Origin of the sequence: Bacillus marinisedimentorum (assembly GCF_001644195.2) — a bacterium.
Classification (GTDB): domain Bacteria; phylum Bacillota; class Bacilli; order Bacillales; family Bacillaceae_O; genus Bacillus_BL; species Bacillus_BL marinisedimentorum.
Genome location: NZ_LWBL02000030.1, coordinates 35603 through 58021, shown reverse-complemented (window position 1 = coordinate 58021; position 22419 = coordinate 35603). Strand labels below are relative to the sequence as shown.

The following is a 22419-nucleotide window of genomic DNA, read 5'->3' as shown; positions in this document are numbered from 1 at the left end:
GCGGCTTTCGCGCATAAGCGGGGCACACGCAGGAATGCGGGTTTCCCTTCCGGAGGAATCTATGCTTACGGCGTCAGCGGCCACTTACGCAACACACTTCCTTTTCTTTTGAAGAAAATACCCTGCCGAAAAACGGCAGGGATTAAGGACACGAATAACACTGTTCCGGATAAACGGAGGCTAACAGAAAGGAGTGGGCGGGCCCACTCCTTTGCATACGAGCTTATTCTTAGTCTATCCACAAATGAATATATCATAACCTCATTTTTATTGCAACTGAGAGACATTCCATCAAAACAGCGACAGCTGGTTCTGATCTGGGAGGCCTTCAAGACAGCCCTGCTCATTCAAGTACTCGATGACTGTTTTTGAGATCTTGCTGCGCTGCTGTAAATCTTCCTTACTGAGAAACTCACCTTCTTGACGTGCCTTTACGATATTCAAAGCGGCGTTGGTGCCAAGGCCGGGAATAGCGTTAAACGGGGGAATCAATGTATTCCCTTCTACAAGGAACTCACTGGCACTCGACTTATACAAGTCCACCCTCTGGAATTTCAATCCGCGTTCACACATTTCAAGGGCCAGTTCCAGCACAGTCAGCAAACTTTTCTCTTTCGGAGAAGCATCAAGGCCTTTCGCATTGATTTCTTCAATTTGTGCCCTGATGGCATTGCTGCCTTTCACCATTGCATCTACGTCAAAATCATCAGCACGTACAGTGAAGTAGGCCGCATAGAACAAGATTGGATGATGCACCTTGAAATAGGCGATCCGCACAGCCATCAATACATAGGCAGCCGCATGGGCTTTAGGGAACATGTATTTGATCTTTTTGCAGGAATCGATATACCAATCAGGCACGTCATGTTTTTTCATCTCTTCAATCCACTCATCCTGCAAGCCCCTGCCCTTCCGGACAAACTCCATAATTTTAAATGCCAGTGAAGGTTCAAGTCCTTTATAAATCAAATACACCATAATATCATCACGGCATCCGATAACGTCCTTAAGCTCACAGGTACCGCTGTAGATCAATTCATTGGCATTATTCAGCCATACGTCAGTCCCGTGGGAAAGCCCGGAAATCTGCACAAGCTCTGAGAACGTACTTGGTTTGGTTTCTTCAAGCATTTGGCGGACAAATCTCGTGCCGAATTCTGGAATACCGAGGGTGCCGGTTTTACACATGATCTGGTCTTCTGTTACACCGAGTGATTCCGTTCCGCCGAAAATTTTCATGACTTCCTTGTCATCTGTCGGAATCGTTTTTGGATCGATGCCGCTCAAGTCTTGAAGCATCCTGATTACAGTCGGATCATCGTGCCCCAGAATATCCAGCTTGAGCAAGTTGTCATGGATGGAATGGAAGTCGAAATGCGTCGTTTTCCATTCGGAATTCCTGTCATCTGCCGGATACTGGATCGGTGTGAAATCAAAGATATCCATATAATCGGGGACAACGATGATGCCCCCAGGGTGCTGGCCGGTCGTCCGCTTCACACCGGTGCATCCGGAAGAGAGCCGGTCAATTTCCGCCCCCCGGTAGGTGACGCCGTTCTCTTCTTCGAATTTTTTCACGAAACCGAATGCCGTTTTTTGGGCTACAGTGCCGATCGTTCCCGCCCGGAAGACATTATCTTCTCCGAACAATACTTTTGTATAGTTATGGGCACGCGGCTGATATTCACCCGAAAAGTTCAAGTCGATATCAGGAACCTTGTCCCCTTTGAAGCCAAGGAACGTTTCGAACGGAATGTCATGGCCGTCTTTTTTATATGGTGTTCCACACTCGGGACAGTCCGCATCAGGAAGGTCAAATCCTGAACCGACCGATCCGTCATCGAAAAAGTGGGAATGCTGGCATGACGGACACACATAGTGCGGCGGCAGCGGATTGACTTCGGTTATTTCAGTCATTGTCGCAACGAAAGATGAGCCCACCGATCCGCGCGACCCGACCAGGTATCCATCATCAAGCGATTTTTTGACAAGCTTGTGAGAAATGAGATAGATGACCGCGAAGCCGTGGCCGATGATGCTTTTCAGCTCTTTTTCCAGACGTTCTTCAACAATCGCAGGAAGCTCATCACCGTAAATGCTGCGGGCCATGCCGTAGCTCATATTCCTCATTTCCTCATCGGCCCCTTCAATTCTGGGGGTATACAGGTCGTCTTTGATCGGTTTGATGTCTTCGATATCATCTGCAATTTTCCGGGTATTAGCAACGACGACTTCATGTGCTTTTTCCTTGCCAAGGAATGAGAATTCCTCCAGCATTTCCGTTGTCGTTTTGAAATAAACCGGAGGCAGCTGCTGCTTATTCAGCGGATTGGCACCGCCCTGTGAAGCGATGAGGATTTTTCGGTAAATCGCATCCTCCGGCTGCAGGAAATGTACATTTCCTGTTGCTGCGACCGGTTTCCCCAGTTTTTCACCGACATTGATGATTTTTTGGATGATATCCTTTAAAGCGAGTTCATCCCTCACCAGCTCTTTTTCAATCAGATGGGCGTAGTTGGAGAGCGGCTGAATTTCCAGATAATCATAGAAATCAGCAATTTCTTCAACCTCATCAGCCTGCTTCTGCATCATACCCTCAAAAACTTCCCCTTTGTCACATGCAGACCCGACCAGCAGCCCTTCGCGGTATTTTGTAAGCTGGGAACGCGGAATTCGGGGCACCCGGTAAAAATAGTCGAGGTGCGCAAGCGATACGAGTTTGTATAAGTTTTTCAAGCCTTCTTCCGTTTTCGCCAGCAAGATACAATGTGAGGGCCTTGCCCGCTGATAGGCATTAGACTGCCCCATATTGTCATTCAAGCGAGCGTGATAAAGGATGCCCTTCTCGAATGTATCCTGCAGCAGCTTCCACAACAGGTATCCTGTCGCTTCTGCATCATAAATCGCCCGGTGGTGCTGGGTAAGTTCGATATTGAATTTCTTGCACAATGTATTCAAACGGTGATTTTTCATGTCCGGAAAAAGAAAGCGCGCCAGTTCGAGGGTGTCGATAACCGGATTTTCAGCTTTGCCATATCCGCATTTTTTCAGGCCGGCATTCAGAAATCCCATATCGAAGCTGGCATTATGAGCGACAAGTATGTCATCTCCGGTCCACGCCCGGAATTTTTCCACCACTTCCTCCGGCTCAGGTGCATCCCTGACCATATCGTCGGTGATGCCGGTCAAATCGATCGTCGTCGCTGAGAGCGGATGGTGGGGATTTGCAAATGATTCGAATCTGTCGATGATTTCCCCGTTTTTAATTTTCACGGCGGCGAGTTCGATGATAGTGTCATAAGCCGCAGACAAGCCGGTTGTTTCCACGTCGAATACGACGTACGTTTCATCTTCCAGTAACCGCTCAGCCGGATTGTATGCGATCGGCACTCCATCATCAACCAGGTTTGCTTCTACTCCGTAAATGATTTTGACACCGTGTTTTTTCCCGGCAGCATATGCATCCGGGAACGACTGCACACCACCGTGGTCGGTGATGGCAAACGTATTATGGCCCCACTTCGCCGCTTGTTCAACCAGCCGGGAGGCAGAGGTGACTGCATCCATCTGGCTCATCACTGTATGGGCATGGAGCTCGGCCCGCTTTTCTTCAGCATCATCTATACGTTCAGCTGGCTTAATTTCGTTGACATCATTTGCGATCATGACAAGATCACGGACGAATGTATCATTCTGGATGCTGCCCCTGACCTTAACCCACATGCCTTTTTGAATTGATTGCAATAATGGGATATCTTCTTTGTCACGGGAAAACATTTTGATCAACAGGCTGTCCGTGTAGTCTGTGATCTTGAAGGTCAGTAACGTTCTGCCGCTCCGCAGCTCCCTTGTTTCGGCATCAAAAACATACCCCTGGAGCGCGACACGTCTTTCTTCGTCAGTGATGTTCTCAATAGGCACAGGATCCTCTTTTATCGTATAGCCAATTGTGACTGGTCCTGTTGGCCCGTCGGAATGATTATCTTTTTCTCTCTTTTCCTTTTCGGCAATGGCAGCCAGCACTTTATCCCGGTCTTCGATTTCTTTTTCCTGCTGGAACTTGATCATTTCTTCCTGTGACTGTTCGATGACCGTGTCGAATTGGATCGGCGGAAGCCCCATATGTTGTGCTGCCGGGGCAGCCAGTTCTGTCAGCTTCCTCTTGATGGTGACCGCTTCTGTGTTATTTCTAGCTTTGACTGTCGCTTTTTGCCCCTGTAACGAAGGTTTTTGCTGCGCAAGCCAGTTTTTGATCCCTGGTGCTGAACCGTTTAAACTGTTGACAAGATGCGGCCAGTACCCGCGAAACGTTTCTTCAGTCACATTGTTATCGTCATATTTAAAAGTGAATGAGACGGCGGCTATATTCGAAAATGTTTTCTGTAAATGCAGTTGAAATACTTCATAGGCATTTGCCGGAATCAATGTCGGCAAATGAAATAAAAAATGCCACGCTTTCTCTTTTTTCTTAATCGTAAGCTTTTCAATTTTACCATCCCTGAATTGTTCCCCTGCAAGAGATTCAGGATAATTGATTTGCTGAAGGAGAAGCTGAAATCTTTCTTTTCGCAGCTGATCTTCTTGCCCCACAGACGATTCCCCTTTCCCTGTTGTTGCCTGTCCTGTCAATTCGCAATGATTTTGTGTTTGCAATCATGCACTATTCTTCCGGGTCTATTTTTTTGGACAACTCCTATTATATCTTTCCTTAAAAAAAGAAGGTACCCCCCTTTTGGAAGAGGAGCACCTGAAAGTTACTGATAGTTTTGCAGCATTTCTTTAACGGTGGCTGATGCGTCATCTGCCGATGTTTCTGTCACTTCGCCTGTACTGCGGTTTTTGACCTCCACTATTCCCTCGGAAGCTTTTTTGCCCACCGTGATACGGAGCGGAAAACCGAACAAATCTGCATCCGCAAATTTGACTCCCGGCCGTTCTTTCCGGTCATCGTACAGTACATCAATACCTTCATCGCCAAGCGATTGATAAAGTTTATCGGCAAGGCTGCGCTGCTCATCGTTTTTCACGTTTACCGGGATGAGATGGACGTCAAATGGTGAAATGGCTTTCGGCCATACGATGCCGTCATCATCGTGATGCTGTTCAACAACGGATGCAAGCAGTCGTGAAACGCCAATGCCGTAACATCCCATGATAAAAGGGCTTGTTTTTCCGTTTTCATCAAGGAACAGGGCCTTCATCTTTTCACTATATACCGTTCCAAGCTTAAAGATATGGCCGACTTCTATTCCACGCGCAAATCGGATCGTCCCCTTGCCATCCGGTGACCTGTCCCCCTCCTGTATGAATCGAAGGTCAGCGTACTGGTCAACCTTGAAGTCGCGGCCTGCATTCGCATTCAAATAGTGGTATCCATTTTCGTTTGCTCCACAAACGCCGTTTACTATGGTTTCCACTGCATAATCAGCGATCACTTTCACCTTGTCCGGCACCCCTACCGGTCCTACGGCGCCTGCATCACAGCCCATGACTTCTCTCGTTTCTTCCGGAGAAGCAAGGCCTACGATTGATGCATCCAGCAAATTTTTCACCTTTATTTCGTTAATGTCATGGTCGCCCCGTACAAGGAGAAGGAAAAACTCATCATCCACACGAGCAAGGATGGACTTGATCAGCGTTGACTGTCCGACATTGAGGTAATTGGCAACTTCTTCAATCGTTTTGGCATCTTCAGTTGTTGTTTTCTGGAGGCTGGCCGGTGTTTCATCACTTTTTCCGTATTCGGCATTCACTTCCGCCATTTCAATATTAGCGGCATAGTCAGATGTATCCGAGTAAGCAATCGTATCTTCACCGACATCAGAAAGCACCATGAATTCGTGGGTGTCCTTCCCGCCCATGGCACCCGAGTCAGCAATGACAGCACGGAAATTCAAACCGCAGCGGCTGAATACGTTACTGTATGCTTTGAAAAGGTCCTCATAGCTTTCATCAAGGCTTTCAAAAGAAGAATGGAACGAATAGGCATCCTTCATGATGAATTCCCGGCCGCGCAGCAGTCCGAAGCGGGGCCGCTTTTCATCGCGGAATTTTGTCTGGATCTGATAAAGGACAAGGGGCATCTTCTTATAAGAATTGACTTCGTCGCGAAGCAAGTCCGTAATGACTTCTTCATGGGTGGCGCCAAGGGCAAAATCTCTTCCGTGCCTGTCCTTGAGACGCATAAGTTCCGGACCGTATGTATACCAGCGCCTTGATTCCTGCCAAAGTTCAGCCGGCTGCAGCGCAGGCATTAGTAATTCTGACCCGTGAGCGGTATTCTCCATTTCTTCGCGGATGATCGTCTCGATTTTTTGCAGAGCCCGCTTCGCAAGCGGCAAATACGAATAAACACCGGAAGCACTCTGGCGCATATAGCCGGCTCTCAGCATCAGCCTGTGGCTGGCAATTTCCGCATCAGCAGGAATATCGCGCATTGTCGGAACAAACATTTTACTTTGTTTCATTACCCAGCACCTCTACTTCGATTATTGTCCTTATTTGAAATGTTGAAAAGAGTGACACCATCAGCTGTGGAAAGCTGTGCACCACGGTCTTCGGAAAGAAAAGGCGAGCTGCCGAAACGTCATCCGGCAGCTCCTTGGTGTACTCTTCCGCCTTTTTACAGGAAAAACTTTTGTATATCGTTCCACGTCACAACAATCATGAGCAGCATCAGAAATGCGAAACCGATGAAATGGACAAGCCCCTCTTTCTGCGGGTCGACCGGTTTGCCCCTGATTCCTTCAATTAAGAAGAACAGCAGTCGTCCTCCATCTAATGCCGGCAAAGGCAGCAGGTTGACAATGCCCAGGTTGATGCTCAGGAGCGCCCCCCATCTCATCAAATTATAAATGCCGGACTGGGCCACCTCGTCTGTCACGCTGTAGATTCCGACTGGGCCGGAAAGCATGTCAATCGAGAATTGGCCGGTTACAAGTTTGCCGAGTCCGACCAGAATTGTCTTTGTCCAAAAGTACGTTTCTTCAGCGCCATATTGAATGGAACCGACAGCACTTTTCTCCATCGGGGGATAGACGCCGATAATGCCGATTTCTGTTCCGTCTTCCAGTTCCCTCGGTTTAGGTGTGACATTTGTCTGCAACGTTTCACCATTACGTTCTACCATCATATCAAGCGGCTCGCCGGCACTTTGCTGGACGATTTCAACGATTCCTTCCCACGTATCGACTTCGCGCCCATCAATTTGGACGACTCTGTCGCCCTGTCGAAGGCCTGCCTCGTTCGCCGCACCGTCTTCCGTCAGCTTGCCGAGCATCGCATCTTCAACCGGGTATCCCTGCATGAATGCAAGCAGTGTAAGAATGACGAAAGCGAGGATGAAATTCATCGCCGGCCCGGCAAAAATGGCAATCGTCCGCTGCCCGATCGTTTTAGAACGGAACTGCCTGTCGTAAGGGGCGACCTGGATTTCGTTTTCATCCACCACGAAGAAAGAAGTTTCATGGACACGGTAAGTTTGGAGCTCGCCATCTTCGTCTTCATAACCGCGGATGACCATATCCTTCTCAAGATCCGCATGCTCCACCTCAACAATTTTTGCTTCCGGATGTTTGGATTTATTGTTGATGATGATTTTTTTGACAAGGTCATTCTCATCGAATATGAGACCGACGTTATAGCCTGGTTTCACTTCAATCGCTTCGGGGTCTTCACCCGCCATCCGCACAAAACCGCCGAGTGGCAGAAGCCGGATCGTATAAACAGTTTCGTTTCTCGTAAACGAAAACACCTTCGGCCCAAATCCGATGGCAAACTCACGGCAAAGGATGCCGGCACGTTTGGCAAAGTATAGATGGCCGAGTTCATGAAAGAAAACAAGCGCGCCAAAAATCACAATAAATGCGATGATCGTATTCACATTCAATCCTGTTCCCACCTTTATCCTATTAAATCAGGGAAGTTACAAAACTGCGGGTTTCCCGGTCAATCTGCCTGATTGTTTCAAGATCGGGAGCCGCAATCGTTTTGTGCTGTTCCATCGCCTTTTCGATGAAGTCCTCTATTTGCAGAAACGGGATTTTTCGATCCAGAAAAGCCTGGACAGCCGCTTCATTGGCAGCATTCATGACCGCAGGCATCGATCCGCCTGCTTTGCCTGCATCAAAGGCAAACTTCAAACAGCGGAAACGGCTGTAATCCATTTCGGAAAAATGCAATGTTCCTGTTTCCCATAAGTTTAACCTTTTTGCCAGCGGCAGTTCAAGTCTTTTGGGATAAGTGAGCGCATATTGGATCGGCACTTTCATATCCGGTGTGCCAAGCTGGGCGATGACACTTGTATCTTCATATTCAACCATTGAGTGAATAATGCTTTCTTTATGTAGAACGACATCAATTTTTTCATAAGGAATTCCGAACAGCCAGTGGGCCTCGATGACCTCAAGCCCTTTGTTCATCATCGTGGCCGAATCGATAGTGATTTTTGCACCCATCGACCAGTTTGGATGATTTAGGGCCGATTCAACGTTGACGTCCTTTAACTCTTCACGGGACTTGTCCCTGAAGCTGCCGCCTGATGCCGTTAAAATCAACCGTGAAACACTATCAATGTCCTGTCCTTGCAAACACTGGAATATGGCCGAATGTTCACTGTCCACCGGCAGCAGATCGACTCGATGCTGTTTCGCTTTCTCGACTACGAGATGCCCTGCAGTGACAAGTGTTTCTTTGTTGGCGATCGCAATTGACTTTCCGGCTTCGATCGCCATTAAGGTTGGCTCAAGGCCGACACTTCCCATCACGGCATTTACAAGTACATCCCCTTTATCAAAAACAGCAGTTTCACGAAGCCCTTCCTCTCCATACATGACTGTTGCTGAAGGGAGCGCAGACCGCATTGCGTCCAAATCCTTTTCATCAAGGACGGAAATAAGACGCGGATTAAACTCACGGGCAATTTCAATTGCTTTTTCGATATTGCGCCCGACAGACATTGAAGAAAGGGAAAACTGTTCCGGATAAGCCCGGATCACATCCAATGTTTGCGTGCCAATGGACCCCGTCGCCCCCAGCAAGTTGATGTTTTTCATCCGAATTACCTCCTAATTTCACCCGGGGTAGCGGGAAATGATTAAATCATCTGCAGAAAATGAAGAACCGGCAGCACAAAAATCAGGCTGTCAAACCGGTCAAGAATGCCTCCGTGCCCCGGCAGGATATTGCCGGAATCCTTGACATTATAGTGCCGTTTCATAGCTGATTCGACAAGGTCACCTATCTGCCCGAAAACAGCAATGACAATCGCCACTGCGATAGCTGCAAATAGTGATTCGTAAACAGGATAGATGAGCTGAAAAATGATTGCCACAACAATCGCACTTGCAATCCCGCCAAGAGCTCCTTCTACCGTTTTATTCGGGGAAATTTCCGGCCATAATTTCCGTTTTCCCAATTTCCTTCCGGTAAAATAAGCACCTGAATCGGTTGCCCAGATTGAAAAAAGGACGAAAAACACATATGCCAGCCCGGCCTCTCGGGTCAGAATCAAATACAAAAACCCTGCACCTGCATAAAAGGTGGACAAAAGCATATAACCGGCATCGTCAAATGTGAAACGGTTCTTCGTCAGAACGGTTACGATCAGGAACAGGAAAATGATCATGAGCATTGCGTCTGTCTTGGTATTTGCCGTGCCAGACAGCCCGGCCGCAGCCTCGTGCGGCAGCATCAAAATCCACAAAAAGATTGTACTGATCACACCCGCAGCGGAAAGCATATGGATGTTTTTCATCCTCAGCATTTCAAAAAGCGCAACTGTTGCCAGCAAATATGCAAGCAAGGTGAAATAAATGTCTCCGATGATGACGACAGACAAGAACAGCACGCCGGCTATGACACCTGTAATGATTCGTTGCTTCATCTTATCTCCTACTTTCCTATACTCCTCCGAAGCGGCGCGAACGCTGCTGGAAGTCACGAACTGCTTCCGCAAGGTGATCCCCGGTAAAGTCCGGCCACAGGATATCGGTGAACCACAGCTCTGTATAGGCAAGCTGCCAGAGCATGAAATTGCTCAGCCTGATTTCCCCTGAAGTCCGAATGAGCAGATCTGGATCTTCCAGACCGCTGCTCAGCAGCCGGCCGGAAAACATCTCTTCAGAAATATCCCCTGCAGACAAACGGCCGTCCCTGACATCTTCCGCAATTTCCTTCACGGCATTCATGATTTCATGCCTGCTGCCGTAATTAAGGGCAAAATTCAATGTCAGTCCATCGTTTCCGGCTGTCTGTTCCATCGCGTTATTGACGGCTCTCCGTGTATGTTCCGGCAGTTCTTCCTCTTCTCCCATTACTCTTACTCTCACATTCTCTTCCATCAATTCAGGGAGAAAAGAACCAAGGAACTCTTCCGGGAGTTTCATTAAATAATCCACTTCCGTCTTCGGCCTTTTCCAGTTTTCTGTGGAAAAGGCGTAAAGGGTCAGTTGTTTCACACTGAGGGAATTTGCCTTTTTCACAATTTCTTTTACTGTTTTCATCCCTTCTCTGTGCCCGAGGATCCTTGGCAAGTTCCGCTGCTTTGCCCAGCGGCCGTTCCCATCCATGATGATGGCGATATGTTTCGGGACAAAATCAGGATCGATCTCCGCACCGGTATTTTCCTGATCGGTTTGGCGTTTTAATAATTTATCAAGCATGCCGATTTCCTCCACTGTGAATGAGCCAGGATTTGGATTTAAAACAGCTGAATTGCTGAAAACCGCGACCCACTACCAAAAGTGTAAAAAAACCCCCTAAAGTACAGAGGGTCTTTATATACATTATTTTAACGATAGCAAAGTTAGACTTCCATTATCTCTTCTTCTTTTGCTTTTGTATGTTTATCGATTTCGGCAATATGGTCATCTGTATGCTTCTGGATATCTTCAGTAAAGCCGCGAAGTTCATCCTCGGTCATTTCGCCGTCCTTTTCGAGTTTCTTCAACTCATCGTTTGCGTCACGGCGGATATTCCGGACCGCAACTTTCGCTTCTTCCGCATATTTTTTGACAAGCTTGACAAGCTCTTTGCGGCGTTCCTCTGTCAATGCCGGAATGCTGATTCGCAGCACAGATCCATCATTTGACGGGGAAAGGCCTAAATCGGCTTTTTGGATGGCGCGCTCGATATCACCAATGGAGGACTTGTCGAATGGCTGAACGACGAGCAGCCTTGCCTCAGGAACTGATATGGTTGCAAGCTGGTTCAAAGGTGTCGGCATACCATAATATTCGACCTGTACCTTATCAAGCAAAGCGGGGTTGGCACGTCCGGCCCGGACTGTGGCGAGCTCCCTGTCATACGCCTGGACTGCTTTATCCATTCTTTCAGCTGCCTGTTTGATTACTTGTTCTGACATTTTCATTTCCCCCTAACAACTGTACCAATATTTTCGCCCATAACGGCTCTTTTAATGTTTCCTTCTTCCATAATGGAAAAGACGATCAATGGAATATCATTATCCATGCAAAGCGAGGAAGCGGTTGAATCCATAACTTCAAGGCCTTCCTTCAGAACATCTAGATATGAAAGAGACTGGTACTTCTTAGCGTTTGTATCAACTGATGGATCGGCACTGTATACACCGTCAACTTTATTTTTCGCCATCAGGATGACATCCGCTTCAATTTCAGCGGCTCTGAGGGCAGCTGTCGTGTCTGTAGAGAAATATGGATTCCCGGTGCCGGCAGCGAAAATGACAACCCGCTTCTTTTCAAGGTGGCGGATCGCCCGGCGGCGGATATACGGTTCAGCGACCTGCCGCATTTCAATGGAGGTCTGCACCCTTGTCTGGACACCGAGGTTTTCCAGACTGTCCTGCATGGCAAGGGAATTCATGACGGTCGCAAGCATCCCCATATAGTCAGCAGTGGCCCTGTCCATGCCCATCTCGCTTCCGATTTTGCCGCGCCAGATGTTTCCTCCTCCGACAACAACAGCGACTTCTACGCCCAGTTCAGCAATTTCTTTAACTTGTTTGGCTACAGACTTAATGATGGCGGGTTCAATTCCGAAGCCCGCCTCACCTGCAAGGGCTTCTCCACTAAGCTTAAGCACGACACGTTTGTATTTAGCGTTATCCATGAAAACCTCCAACACCTTTGTCCGGCTAATTTGTAATGGTACACAGCCTTTGAAAAAGAGGGAACACACCGGTGTTCCCCTTTCAGTCAAGCGTTATTTTTTCACCTGGTTCATGACTTCATCTGCAAAGTTCTCTTCGCGCTTTTCAAGCCCTTCACCGACTTCGTAACGGATGAAGGTTTTCACTTCGCCGCCTTTGCTCTTTACATATTTACCCACTTTTTGGTCGGGATCTTTTACAAAGTTTTGGTCAACAAGGCAGATTTCTTCAAAGAACTTGCCGAGGCGTCCTTCTACCATTTTCTCGACGATGTTTTCAGGCTTTCCTTCATTCATGGCCTGCTGCTTAAGAACTTCGCGTTCCCGTTCAACCTCTTCCTGTGGAACGCTGTCGCGGTTGATATAACGAGGGTTGATTGCTGCAATGTGCATTGCGACATCCTTTGCAGCCTCTTCGTCTGAAGTTCCTTCAAGAACAGTCAGAACTCCGATTTTTCCGCCCATATGCAAGTATGCACCGAATGCGTCATTATCTGTCTTTTCAACGATTGAAAAGCGGCGCAGGGAAATCTTTTCACCGATTTTGGCGATCTGGGAATCGATGAAATCTTTTACGGTGTCGCCTTCGCCTTCAAGTTTCTGGGAAAGGGCAGCATCAACATCAGCAGGCTTCTGGCTGAGCAGATGGCTGCCGAGAGTCGCAATCAGGTTTTTGAAGGAATCATTTTTGGCAACAAAGTCAGTTTCTGAATTCACTTCAAGAATAACGGCCTCATTACCTTTCACTTCAATATGTGCCAGGCCTTCAGCAGCGATGCGTCCCGCTTTCTTGGCGGCTTTCGCCATGCCTTTTTCACGCAGATAATCGACAGCGGCATCCATGTCGCCGTTTGTTTCTGTAAGGGCCTTTTTGCAGTCCATCATGCCTGCGCCTGTTTTTTCACGCAATTCTTTAACCATTTTAGCTGTTACTTGTGCCATTCAAAATCCTCCTTAAAGATGGTATATGTAGTATCTTTACCCATTAACTTCGTTTTAAAAAAGGGTGATAAAAGGCAATGACCCCCTCTTACCACCCTTGTACACCCGTTTGTCGTTAAGCGGTTGTTGTTTCTTCACCCTGCTTGCCTTCAAGAACGGCATCTGCCATTTTACCGGTAAGCAGCTTAACAGCACGGATTGCATCATCGTTGCCCGGAATGACATAGTCAACTTCATCCGGATCACAGTTCGTATCAACGATCGCTACAATCGGAATATTAAGCTTGCGGGCTTCAGCTACCGCAATTTTCTCTTTGCGAGGATCGATAATGAAAAGAGCATCCGGAAGACCATCCATATCTTTGATGCCGCCGAGGAACTTCACCAGGCGCTCCTCTTCTTTAAGCAGCTGGACGACTTCTTTCTTAGGCAATACGTCAAACGTACCGTCTTCTTTCATCTTTTCAATGTCTTTCAGGCGCTTGATGCGCTTTTTGATTGTATCGAAGTTCGTAAGTGTTCCGCCAAGCCAGCGCTGGTTGACAAAATACATGCCAGCACGTTCAGCTTCATCTTTAACGGAGTCCTGAGCCTGCTTCTTCGTGCCGACGAAAAGGACTTTTCCTCCGTCAGCTGCAAGGTCTTTTACAAAGTTGTATGCATCTTCAACCTTCTTTACTGTCTTTTGAAGGTCAATGATGTAAATCCCGTTTCGCTCCGTGAAGATGTAACGCTTCATCTTAGGGTTCCAGCGGCGGGTCTGGTGTCCAAAGTGAACACCTGCTTCAAGCAACTGTTTCATCGAAATAACTGCCATTTTGTTTCCTCCTGATTTTTTGGTTTTTGATGTCCTCCGCCTGTGTCATATTCGAACAGGACTGCAAACATGCAGCACCTCTGCACAAATCGACAGGCGTGTGTAATTAACACCGAAAGTTAATATATCATAACAGAACGCGTGTATCAAGTATTATGTTGTTTTATTGCTGAAATTTAAGGATGAGTTCAATCTCCGTTTTGCCCCTGTTCAATTTTTTGGCGATTTCAGCTGCGGAATAGCCCTGCTCATGTAAATGGAAGGCCTGGGACTCCACCGACGAAAACACCGTATCGTGATGATCTGTCTCTATAGGGGGGACAGGCAGTGAATCCATCAGGCCCTGTTCAGGCACCTGTTGATTCCCGTCCTGCTGTTTTTGGGACGGCTCGTTGCCGGTCCCGGATAAGGAAAGGCTTTTCGCCGCATGATCTGCCGCGGCAGCGTCTGAATTGGTGCCGGGATCATCTTTTCTATCTTGATATGTGAGAACATCGGCAAGTTTCCGGTTTTGTTCTTCCATCTCAAGCAAATACCCTGAAAACATTTCTTCTATATCTTTTTCTGTCTGCACCTGGCGCCTTTCGGTTTCAGCGAGCCTTGTTCTGAGCTGGAATACACCGTAAGCCAGTGCTGCATTGGCAGCAAGGCTTATCAATATTAATGAAAGCATGTTGGCATTACCCCTTAAAATCAATGCGTTTCCCTTTGTACGGGTGTGATTGCGGCCTATTGTCGCCGCCAGGCGAAGCCTGCTTGCTTTTTACACCTGCCTGGCCTGCCCTTCCTTCTTTATCGGATGTTTTGTCCGAAACCCCCGCATCGGTCACTTGTTTCCGTTTCCGCGTTTCTTCGGCGGCGCTCGCCGCGGCGAGATGCTGTTGAAGGTTGCTTCCGCGCTGCTGGTCTTCCTGCAGCTGTCTTGCAGCCTCATTTGTCCGCGGCAGTGCAACTTGCATTTCTACTGCTTTCCACTCCATAATGACACCCCTTCTTTCCTGGCGGCAGTGTTCAAAAGAAGGATGACTCTGAAAGATCCTGTACACAAACGGCGCCGGCGAGATTACAGCCGGATCCCAGAGTGCAACGGATCAGATGACTGGGTGAATTTGAACACACAATATTGGAACAACAGCCTTTATTCTGTTTTCCTCATTAAATGCGGTTAAAGCTGCACAATAGTAATTTCGCTGCTGACCAGCTTGACCTTTATATGCTTAGCCGGCGTGCGGATCCGCCGCCGGTATTTTCCAAAATTGATATCCACATTGGGAAAAAGATTCTCTGTCACTATCATTTCGGCGGATCTATTTCCGTCCATTTTCTTTTCTATGTCGTAAAGTTCATCAAAAATAAAGGCTAGTTCGTCTGAAGTTTCCTTCAAGTTGTTTTTTTGCCTCAGAAACAAAATTCTCTCTTTTCCCGACAGGCCCCGCTCGTTTTGGAGCTGTTCGAGTTTCTGTCCAATTTTCGCGAGCTGGGCTTTTTGATCTTCCAATTCCTGTTTTCTCCTGCTCAGCTGCTTGTGTTGATCCAGCGTGCGCTGATTTACGCCTAAATAAAAATCAGTCCGCGTTTGCAGCTTATTTCCGCCTTCCTTGACTTTAATGAATCTTCCAGCAGACAGGGATCCTCCTACGGCATGTCCATGTTCACAAATGATATCTTCCCCGGCTGTAAGCAGGCTGTGCATGACCGACTTACTTACAATGATCGATTTGCCCGCTTCAACGTTTCCCTGGTTTATGTAGGTGACTTTCACGTGTTCCTCGGCCCGGATGAACCCCTTATTGGCCGCGACCATGCCTCCATTTATGATAACCGAACCTCCTGCTGACAGGGATGCGCCCTCCACAAGCCCCATCACCCGGATATCGCCCTTCGCTTTTATTTGAAATCCCCCTGGTACATTCCCCTTGATCAGGACGTTGCCGGGAAAGTCGATGTTTCCCGTTTTCATATCAAGGTCGCCCGCAACTTCATATACCGGAAAAACATTTATCGAGCGGCCGGAAATGCTCACCTGGCCATCCGTCAAGGCTGTGACAGTTCCCGTTTTTTCATTAATTGCGATATTTTTTCCAGGCCGCAGCTGAAACGGTTTCCCGGGAGTGGCAGCAATCTCTGCACCGAATATGTCCATCCCGTTTTCCCCTTTACCCGGCGCCACCACTACAGCTATTCTTTGGTCTTTTGAGACGATAGGGATCTTATTCAGTTCCCAGAAGTTCACTTTTTCCTTATTCGATATTCCGTGTTTGTCTTCCTGCAATTCACTTTGCAAATATCCATCTGAACCTTTTACGGGGTGTCTGCCTTCAGCGATGCACAGAGGTTCTTCCAGCCTGGCCGGATTTTCGGCAGCTTCGGCGAGAGCCTCTCCGCATATTCCTGCGGTTATGCCTTGTTCGTGGACGAATTGTAATAAAAGCTGTTCCGTGAAGCCGGTAAACTCCTCGGGCAGCGCCTGTTTATGCACGAGTGTGGCACTCATTTTATCTGGAGCGATATGAACAGTCATAAAATCATCGAGGACCAGGGTATCCATTTCTGCACCTCTTTCTTGTTAACTCAGTTCATTTCATTTTTTTCATAAGTAATGTTTTCAAGCGGAAAAGCGCCTTGGAGTGAATCTGTGAAATCCGCGATGTTGAAAGGCCCAATACGTCGCCGATTTCAGTAAGGGTCAGTTCTTCCTGATAGAACAGGCTGACAACCAATTGTTCTTTTTCATTTAACCGGGAAATGACCCCGGACAGGTCTTTATACAGCTCCTCTTTTAAAGCCTCTTCCTCAGGTGTCGGGACTTTATCGTCACGGAGAGTATAGCTTCCCTGTTCTGTCCCGCTCTCATCATCCGGGGGGGATTCATCAATTGAAAGGATATTGGCTGCAAAACCTTCCCTCACCGCTTCATATACTTCTTCTCTCGCCATCCCAGCTTCATTCGCGATTTCTGCAGGACTTACATCTCTCATATGCTTCTGCTCCAGCCGTTCCTGGGCCGCTTCAATTTTCTTCAGTTTATCGCGCAAGCTCCGAGGCATCCAGTCGTCTTTTCTCAAGCCGTCGAGAATCGCTCCCCGTATCCTGAATGAAGCATATGTATCAAATTTCAAATCCCTGTCCGGATCGAATTTATGAAGAGCATCATACAGTCCCAGCATCCCGTAGCTTTTCAAGTCATCCCTGTGAATGTTTTTCGGCAGCCCGGTGGCAATCCGCTGGACATGGTATTGGACAAGGGGCATATAAAGCCTTACCAAATAATCGCCCGCATGAGAATCGCGCTGTGATATCCAACTTTGCCAGTAATATTGATCCTCATTACATGCGTAGTTCATTTAGATCCCCCTCAATTCGGTTTGTCATCTTCTTTAAACATTTCCTTAATATGCCTTGAAACTTTTTGAGCCTCATCTTCGGCCAACTGGAAGTTTTCAGCAGGGCTATAAGGTTCAAAATCCGCCTGTTGGCCTGACGTATCATTCTTCGTATGCCCTCCCTTCTCATCCGGGACAGGTGACGGCATATCAGATTGTTTTTCAGTTTCCCGGATCACATATGTCATTGCGAACCGAAACCAATATGCCGCTGCAAAAAACAAGATAAAACCGATGATTCCCCTCATTAAGGAAACGGTCCACCCATTCCGGACTGACGAGAGAAAAATCACAAACAAGGCTCCGCTTAATCCGGTATAGAAGTTAAAGCGCAAACCTTTGTACATCATAGACATTGCACTCCCCTATTGACTGTCCTGACAGTCAGCACCCCTGTTTGGGGATCGAATTCGATTGTACGGCCGCTGTGTCCGCCGGTATCTTCTGCTGTAATTGGAATGCGGTGATATCCGAGCCGCTTTTTAACGGCTTCAACATTCCTCTGGCCGATTCTCATCATATCCTGGCCGCCCGCAAACTGGAACATCTGGGCTCCACCGGCGATTTTCGCTTTCAGCCGGTGTTTGCCGGCACCCTGGCCCATCAAAGTGCTCAGCAGCTTATCAATGGATGTATCCGCATACTTCGCTTCATTGAACTGGCCGTTCTTTGCAAGCGCCGAGTCAGGAAGCATGATATGGGCAAGGCCTGCCAACCCGGAAATTTTGTCAAACAGGATGACCCCGACACAGGATCCAAGCCCTGACGTCCTGATGACATCCGGCGGCCTTACCGTATTAAGGTCGGCAATTCCGACCTTCACGACAACCGCCTGCTTAACCATCAGACGGGACTCCCAGAGAGCGGAAAATGACATCAAAAGACGGTGGGTCAGGCAGTACCAGGAAATGGCCGTTCAAGTGGTTTGCCTTCGCATTCCCGTGCTCTATGAAGGCTGTGTCTATGACGATGGCATAATCACTTTCCTGAGACAGTTCGATAAGGCCGTAGCTCAGGAGTGCACCGGCAAGATCGATGGCGGTTGCCGGTACGCTCGGGTGCAGGTTCATTCCGGTAAAATCGGCAAGGGAAGAAAGATATGAACCCGCGAGAATATTGCCGACTTCACAAAAGGCGGATAAACCCATTTCAGGATAAGGCGGTTCCTTGAAGGAGAGCGAGGTGTCACCTGTTATCCTCCTGACAAGCATTTCTGCTTCTTCAAGGGAAAGAAGAAAATACAGGCTCCCGGGAGCATCCCCTTCGATTCTAAGGAAAACACCGGCAACAAGATGGTCCGCACCGCCTACTTTTTCCATTAAATCGTCGAATTTCACGATGGAAACATCAGGGACTTTCATGTCGACTGTTTGGTTAAGTAAATTTGACAGTGCTGTTGCCGCATGGCCTGCGCCAATATTTCCGATTTCTTTCAATACATCCATATGATAGGAACTGAAATTCTTATAAAATAACATCTCTTAACCCTCTATTGCTTTAAGATCGTCTACTTCCTCATCGTTAAAAACCTTGTCAAGGTTCAGAATGACAAGAAGGCGTTTTTCCAGCCTGGCCACTCCTTTTATATAATCAGCTTCCACTGCACCGATTACCTGAGGAGGAGGTTCGAGCTGCCCGCCGTCTATATCGATGACATCATTGGCGGCATCGACTATGAGACCGACTTCCATTTCTCCCACTGTAACGATGATGATTCTCGTACTTTCACCGTACTCTGTTTCTTCAAGATCAAATCGGCTTCTCAAATCAATGATCGGTGTAACGACCCCGCGGAGATTGATGACCCCCTTCACAAACTCGGGTGTGGAAGGGACCCTTGTGATGTGCTGCATTCTCTCAATTGACAGGACTTGCTGGACCGGCACTCCGTATTCTTCGTCTTTCAATTGGAACACAATTACTTTCAAATCATTTGCAACAGCAGATTCTGACATTGTAATCCCTCACTTTTTTATACTGTTATGTTAATAGAAATATCTTTTCTTCCTCCGTAAATGTGGACTTAAGTTCGAATGTTTTACCTGATCAGGGCATTGCTGTCGATAATTAGGGCCACTTGTCCGTCTCCAAGTATGGTGGCGCCTGAGATGGCGAAAACGCCGGCCAAATAACTGCCGAGGGATTTCAAGACAATTTCCTGCTGACCGATGAACGAGTCGACAACAAGACCGGCCATTTTGTCACCTTTCCTCGTGATGACGACAGAATGCATCGATTCGTCTTTCTCGGTTCCCGGCACATCAAAAATGTCCTTCAGAAATACCAGCGGGACAACCCTGCCGCGAAAATCGATCACTTTCTGGTTATGGGCGCTTAATATGTCGCTCTTTTTGATGATCGCTGTTTCGATGATGGACGACAGCGGAACTGCGTACTTTTCTTGTTCAACTTCAACAAGCATGACCGAAATGATGGACAGAGTAAGCGGCAGCTGGATCGAAAACTTGGTTCCAAGTCCCAATTCGGACTCAATTCCAATTGAGCCACCGAGGGATTCAATCGTATTTTTAACGACATCAAGACCGACACCGCGTCCTGAAATGTCTGAAATCACATCAGCAGTCGAGAAGCCTGAAGCCATGATCAGTTCATTTACCCGGCTGTCGGACATCTGTTCACCAGCTTCTTTCGTGATGATGCCTTTATCAACCGCTTTTTTAAGCACCTTTTCTCTGTTGATGCCCGCACCATCATCCTCAATTTCAATAAACACATGGTTGCCGCTGTGATATGCCTGCAATTTCACTGTCCCATTAACCTGTTTCTTTTTACCCCTTCGTTCATCCGGCATTTCGATGCCATGGTCGATGGCATTACGGATAAGATGGACCAGCGGATCACCGATTTCATCAATTACCGTCCTGTCCAGTTCGGTTTCTGCCCCGATAATTTCTAAGTCGATTTCTTTATTCAAGTCTCTCGCAAGCTGCCTCACCATACGCGGGAAACGGTTGAACACCTGTTCAACTGGCACCATCCGCATGTTTAGAATGATGTTTTGCAAGTCCCCCGAAATCCTCGACATCCTTTCCACCGTTTCCTGCAAACCGCTGTGTCCGAGTTCAGTGGATATTTGCTCAAGCCTGCCCCTGTCTATAACGAGTTCTTCAAACAAGTTCATCAGCCGGTCGAGACGCTCGATATTAACCCGAATCGTTTTATTTCCGGCAGTTTTCACTTTCTCATTTCTTTCAGCAGCTTGGACAGAAGCCTGCTTTTCCTTTTCCGGCTCCTCACTCGGTGCATGTTCATCCTCTTGTTCCTTATACTTCTTAATACCGGAGATGTGATCCGCGTCTAACTGGAAAACTTCAACCATACTAACCTCAGAAACTTTTAAAATCCTTTCTTTCAAATCATCAGCGGATTCTTTCGAAACGATGGTTACTACAAAACCGTTTTCAAATTCCTCTTCTTCGAGTTTTTCAACTGATGGTGTCGATTTGATCACTTCACTGACCTGTTCCAGCACCTCGAACACCATATAAACACGGGCTGCCTTCAAAAGGCAGTCATCTGCCAGGGTCACATTGACCTGGAAACCAGAAAACCCCTGTTCCGCCGATTGCTGAAGTACCGTTAACTCGAAATCGTCATATTGTTCTTCAAAATTTTGTGGTTCTCCAGCCGCTCCTTCCCCGGCTTTGACAGAGACACTGTTTTCGTTGTTTTCACCTTTTTCGATTTTTTCCAGTTCGAGGACAACTTCATTGACTTGTGAGCGGCCGTCACCTCCTGAAGAAATCGATTCAACCATTTCTTCAAGGCGGCCGGTCGCTTTAAAAACAACATCAAGAATATCTGCATTCACTTGCAGGTTCTCATTACGGATACTATCCAGCACATTTTCCATCTTATGGGTAAGGTTTGCCAGATCTTCATACCCCATTGTCGCTGACATCCCTTTAAGTGTGTGGGCTGACCGGAAAACTTCATTGACAATGGCCAGGTCTCCGGGGTTTTTTTCAAGCAGCAGGAGCTGGTCATTCATATTTTGCAGATGTTCATTGCTTTCATCGATAAACATTTCCAGGTACTGGCTTGTTTCCATTTAATCACTCCCTATCTTTGTATCGTTTTGCAATCTCTCCGGCAATCTCGCCGAGCGGTGCGATTTTATCCACTTTCCCTGTATTGACAGCCGTTTTCGGCATCCCATAAACAATTGCCGTTTCTTCCGATTCTGCCAGAATGTATGTATATTGATCTTCTTTTAAGGAACAGATGCCTTCTGTTCCGTCTGAGCCCATGCCTGTCAAAACCACCGCCGTCACCCAAATGCCGGAAAGCCGGGAGACCGATTGGAACAAGCGATCGACAGAAGGCCTATGTCCGTTCACAGGTTCGGATTGATCCAGCATAACCGCCAGGGAACGTCCGACAGCCTTAACTGTCATGTGGTATCCGCCTGGAGCAATGTAAACAGTGCCGGCTCTTAAAATCTCGCCTTCCTCTGCTTCCTTTACGGTTATGGCTGACAACGCGTCAAGCCGCCCGGCCAGTGATTTTGTGAAACCAGGCGGCATATGCTGGACAACAAGAATCGGAGCCGGCAGGGAAGCAGGAAGGTTCTTCAGTACCTCCTGAAGCGCTCGTGGACCGCCTGTAGAAGTGCCGATCAGCACAAGGTTTCCTCTTGCCTGTTTGGAAACGGATGCTTGTGCTGTCTTTTCCTTGCTGCCGGTAATCGCGGGACTTGTTGAAACAGCGGATGTAAAGGCGTTCATGTTGGCACCAGCGGCGGTGTATACTTTATCCGTCAATTCCTGCTGCACTGTATGAAGATCTAATGAAATCGGCCCCGAGGTCTTTGCCACAAAATCCACCGCTCCCAATTCCATCGCTTTAATTGCGTTTTGGGCGCCTTCAAATGTGGTACTCGACAGCATTACGACAGGTGTCGGCTTTTCGCGCATAATTAAGTCCAGTGCTTCCAGCCCGTCCATTCCCGGCATTTCGACATCCATCGTTATTACATCCGGTTCCAGTCTGGCCGCTTTTTCAACGGCATCCGTCCCGTTCCGGGCCGTGCCTGCCACCTCAAGGCGGGCATCTTTTGCGATGAAATCGGAAATGACTTTCCGCATAAATGCGGAATCATCTACGATAAGCACCTTCTTCCTCTCCACC

Annotated in this window: 20 protein-coding genes; all 20 read right to left on the bottom strand. The window is 47.7% G+C overall.

Features of this window, described 5'->3' with window-relative positions; all coding sequences use genetic code 11:
• Positions 1–291: 291 nt before the first annotated feature.
• The 20 genes from A4U59_RS09435 to A4U59_RS09340 all read right to left on the bottom strand — a co-directional run bounded on the left by A4U59_RS09435 (position 292) and on the right by A4U59_RS09340 (position 22418).
• Positions 292–4590 carry a PolC-type DNA polymerase III gene (locus tag A4U59_RS09435; RefSeq protein ID WP_066173104.1) on the bottom strand — a complete coding sequence of 1433 codons (4299 nt, stop codon included), beginning with the start codon at positions 4588–4590 and terminating at the stop codon, positions 292–294.
• Between the two features lie 164 nt (positions 4591–4754).
• The gene (locus tag A4U59_RS09430; protein ID WP_066173102.1) at positions 4755–6467 is read right to left on the bottom strand and encodes a proline--tRNA ligase; all 1713 of its coding nucleotides are present in this window, start codon (positions 6465–6467) and stop codon (positions 4755–4757) included.
• A 155-nt stretch (positions 6468–6622) separates the two neighbouring features.
• The gene (gene rseP / locus A4U59_RS09425; protein ID WP_066173336.1) at positions 6623–7882 is read right to left on the bottom strand and encodes an RIP metalloprotease RseP; all 1260 of its coding nucleotides are present in this window, start codon (positions 7880–7882) and stop codon (positions 6623–6625) included.
• 28 nt (positions 7883–7910) lie between these two features.
• A complete protein-coding gene (gene dxr / locus A4U59_RS09420; protein ID WP_066173100.1) occupies positions 7911–9053 on the bottom strand; it encodes a 1-deoxy-D-xylulose-5-phosphate reductoisomerase in 1143 nt (380 codons plus the stop codon).
• A gap of 41 nt (positions 9054–9094) precedes the next feature.
• The gene (locus tag A4U59_RS09415) at positions 9095–9883 is read right to left on the bottom strand and encodes a phosphatidate cytidylyltransferase (RefSeq protein WP_066173098.1); all 789 of its coding nucleotides are present in this window, start codon (positions 9881–9883) and stop codon (positions 9095–9097) included.
• A 16-nt stretch (positions 9884–9899) separates the two neighbouring features.
• Positions 9900–10661 carry an undecaprenyl pyrophosphate synthase gene (locus tag A4U59_RS09410; RefSeq protein WP_066173096.1) on the bottom strand — a complete coding sequence of 254 codons (762 nt, stop codon included), beginning with the start codon at positions 10659–10661 and terminating at the stop codon, positions 9900–9902.
• A gap of 143 nt (positions 10662–10804) precedes the next feature.
• Positions 10805–11362: a ribosome recycling factor gene (gene frr / locus A4U59_RS09405; protein WP_066173094.1), complete on the bottom strand. Its 558-nt coding sequence runs from the start codon at positions 11360–11362 to the stop codon at positions 10805–10807.
• 2 nt (positions 11363–11364) lie between these two features.
• Positions 11365–12087 (bottom strand): UMP kinase, encoded by a 723-nt coding sequence (pyrH, locus tag A4U59_RS09400; RefSeq protein WP_066173092.1) that lies wholly within the window; start codon positions 12085–12087, stop codon positions 11365–11367.
• Positions 12088–12180: 93 nt separating this feature from the next.
• Positions 12181–13068 carry a translation elongation factor Ts gene (gene tsf, locus A4U59_RS09395; RefSeq protein WP_066173091.1) on the bottom strand — a complete coding sequence of 296 codons (888 nt, stop codon included), beginning with the start codon at positions 13066–13068 and terminating at the stop codon, positions 12181–12183.
• 115 nt (positions 13069–13183) lie between these two features.
• Positions 13184–13885 (bottom strand): 30S ribosomal protein S2, encoded by a 702-nt coding sequence (gene rpsB, locus A4U59_RS09390; RefSeq protein ID WP_066173090.1) that lies wholly within the window; start codon positions 13883–13885, stop codon positions 13184–13186.
• Positions 13886–14048: 163 nt separating this feature from the next.
• Positions 14049–14558, bottom strand: coding sequence for a DUF6115 domain-containing protein (locus tag A4U59_RS09385; protein ID WP_066173088.1), 510 nt, complete (start codon positions 14556–14558; stop codon positions 14049–14051).
• Positions 14559–14565: 7 nt separating this feature from the next.
• Complete coding sequence (locus tag A4U59_RS09380) at positions 14566–14865, bottom strand: hypothetical protein (protein WP_066173086.1); 300 nt, start codon at positions 14863–14865, stop codon at positions 14566–14568.
• Between the two features lie 185 nt (positions 14866–15050).
• Complete coding sequence (locus A4U59_RS09375; RefSeq protein WP_083270774.1) at positions 15051–16433, bottom strand: flagellar assembly protein A; 1383 nt, start codon at positions 16431–16433, stop codon at positions 15051–15053.
• Positions 16434–16461: 28 nt separating this feature from the next.
• Positions 16462–17229, bottom strand: coding sequence for a FliA/WhiG family RNA polymerase sigma factor (locus A4U59_RS09370; RefSeq protein ID WP_066173084.1), 768 nt, complete (start codon positions 17227–17229; stop codon positions 16462–16464).
• A gap of 11 nt (positions 17230–17240) precedes the next feature.
• Positions 17241–17618: a hypothetical protein gene (locus tag A4U59_RS09365; RefSeq protein WP_066173082.1), complete on the bottom strand. Its 378-nt coding sequence runs from the start codon at positions 17616–17618 to the stop codon at positions 17241–17243.
• Entirely contained in the window at positions 17615–18112 is a 498-nt protein-coding gene (locus A4U59_RS09360) for a chemotaxis protein CheD (RefSeq protein ID WP_066173080.1), read from the bottom strand. The genes A4U59_RS09365 and A4U59_RS09360 overlap by 4 nt, the downstream gene beginning before the upstream one ends.
• Positions 18105–18746: a chemotaxis protein CheC gene (locus tag A4U59_RS09355; RefSeq protein WP_066173078.1), complete on the bottom strand. Its 642-nt coding sequence runs from the start codon at positions 18744–18746 to the stop codon at positions 18105–18107. Before A4U59_RS09355 ends, A4U59_RS09360 begins: the two co-directional genes overlap by 8 nt.
• A gap of 3 nt (positions 18747–18749) precedes the next feature.
• Positions 18750–19223, bottom strand: a complete 474-nt coding sequence (locus tag A4U59_RS09350; protein ID WP_066173077.1) for a chemotaxis protein CheW — start codon at positions 19221–19223, stop codon at positions 18750–18752.
• Between the two features lie 83 nt (positions 19224–19306).
• Positions 19307–21340: a chemotaxis protein CheA gene (locus tag A4U59_RS09345; RefSeq protein ID WP_066173075.1), complete on the bottom strand. Its 2034-nt coding sequence runs from the start codon at positions 21338–21340 to the stop codon at positions 19307–19309.
• 4 nt (positions 21341–21344) lie between these two features.
• Entirely contained in the window at positions 21345–22418 is a 1074-nt protein-coding gene (locus A4U59_RS09340) for a protein-glutamate methylesterase/protein-glutamine glutaminase (protein ID WP_066173073.1), read from the bottom strand.
• Between the last annotated feature and the right edge of the window lies 1 nt (position 22419).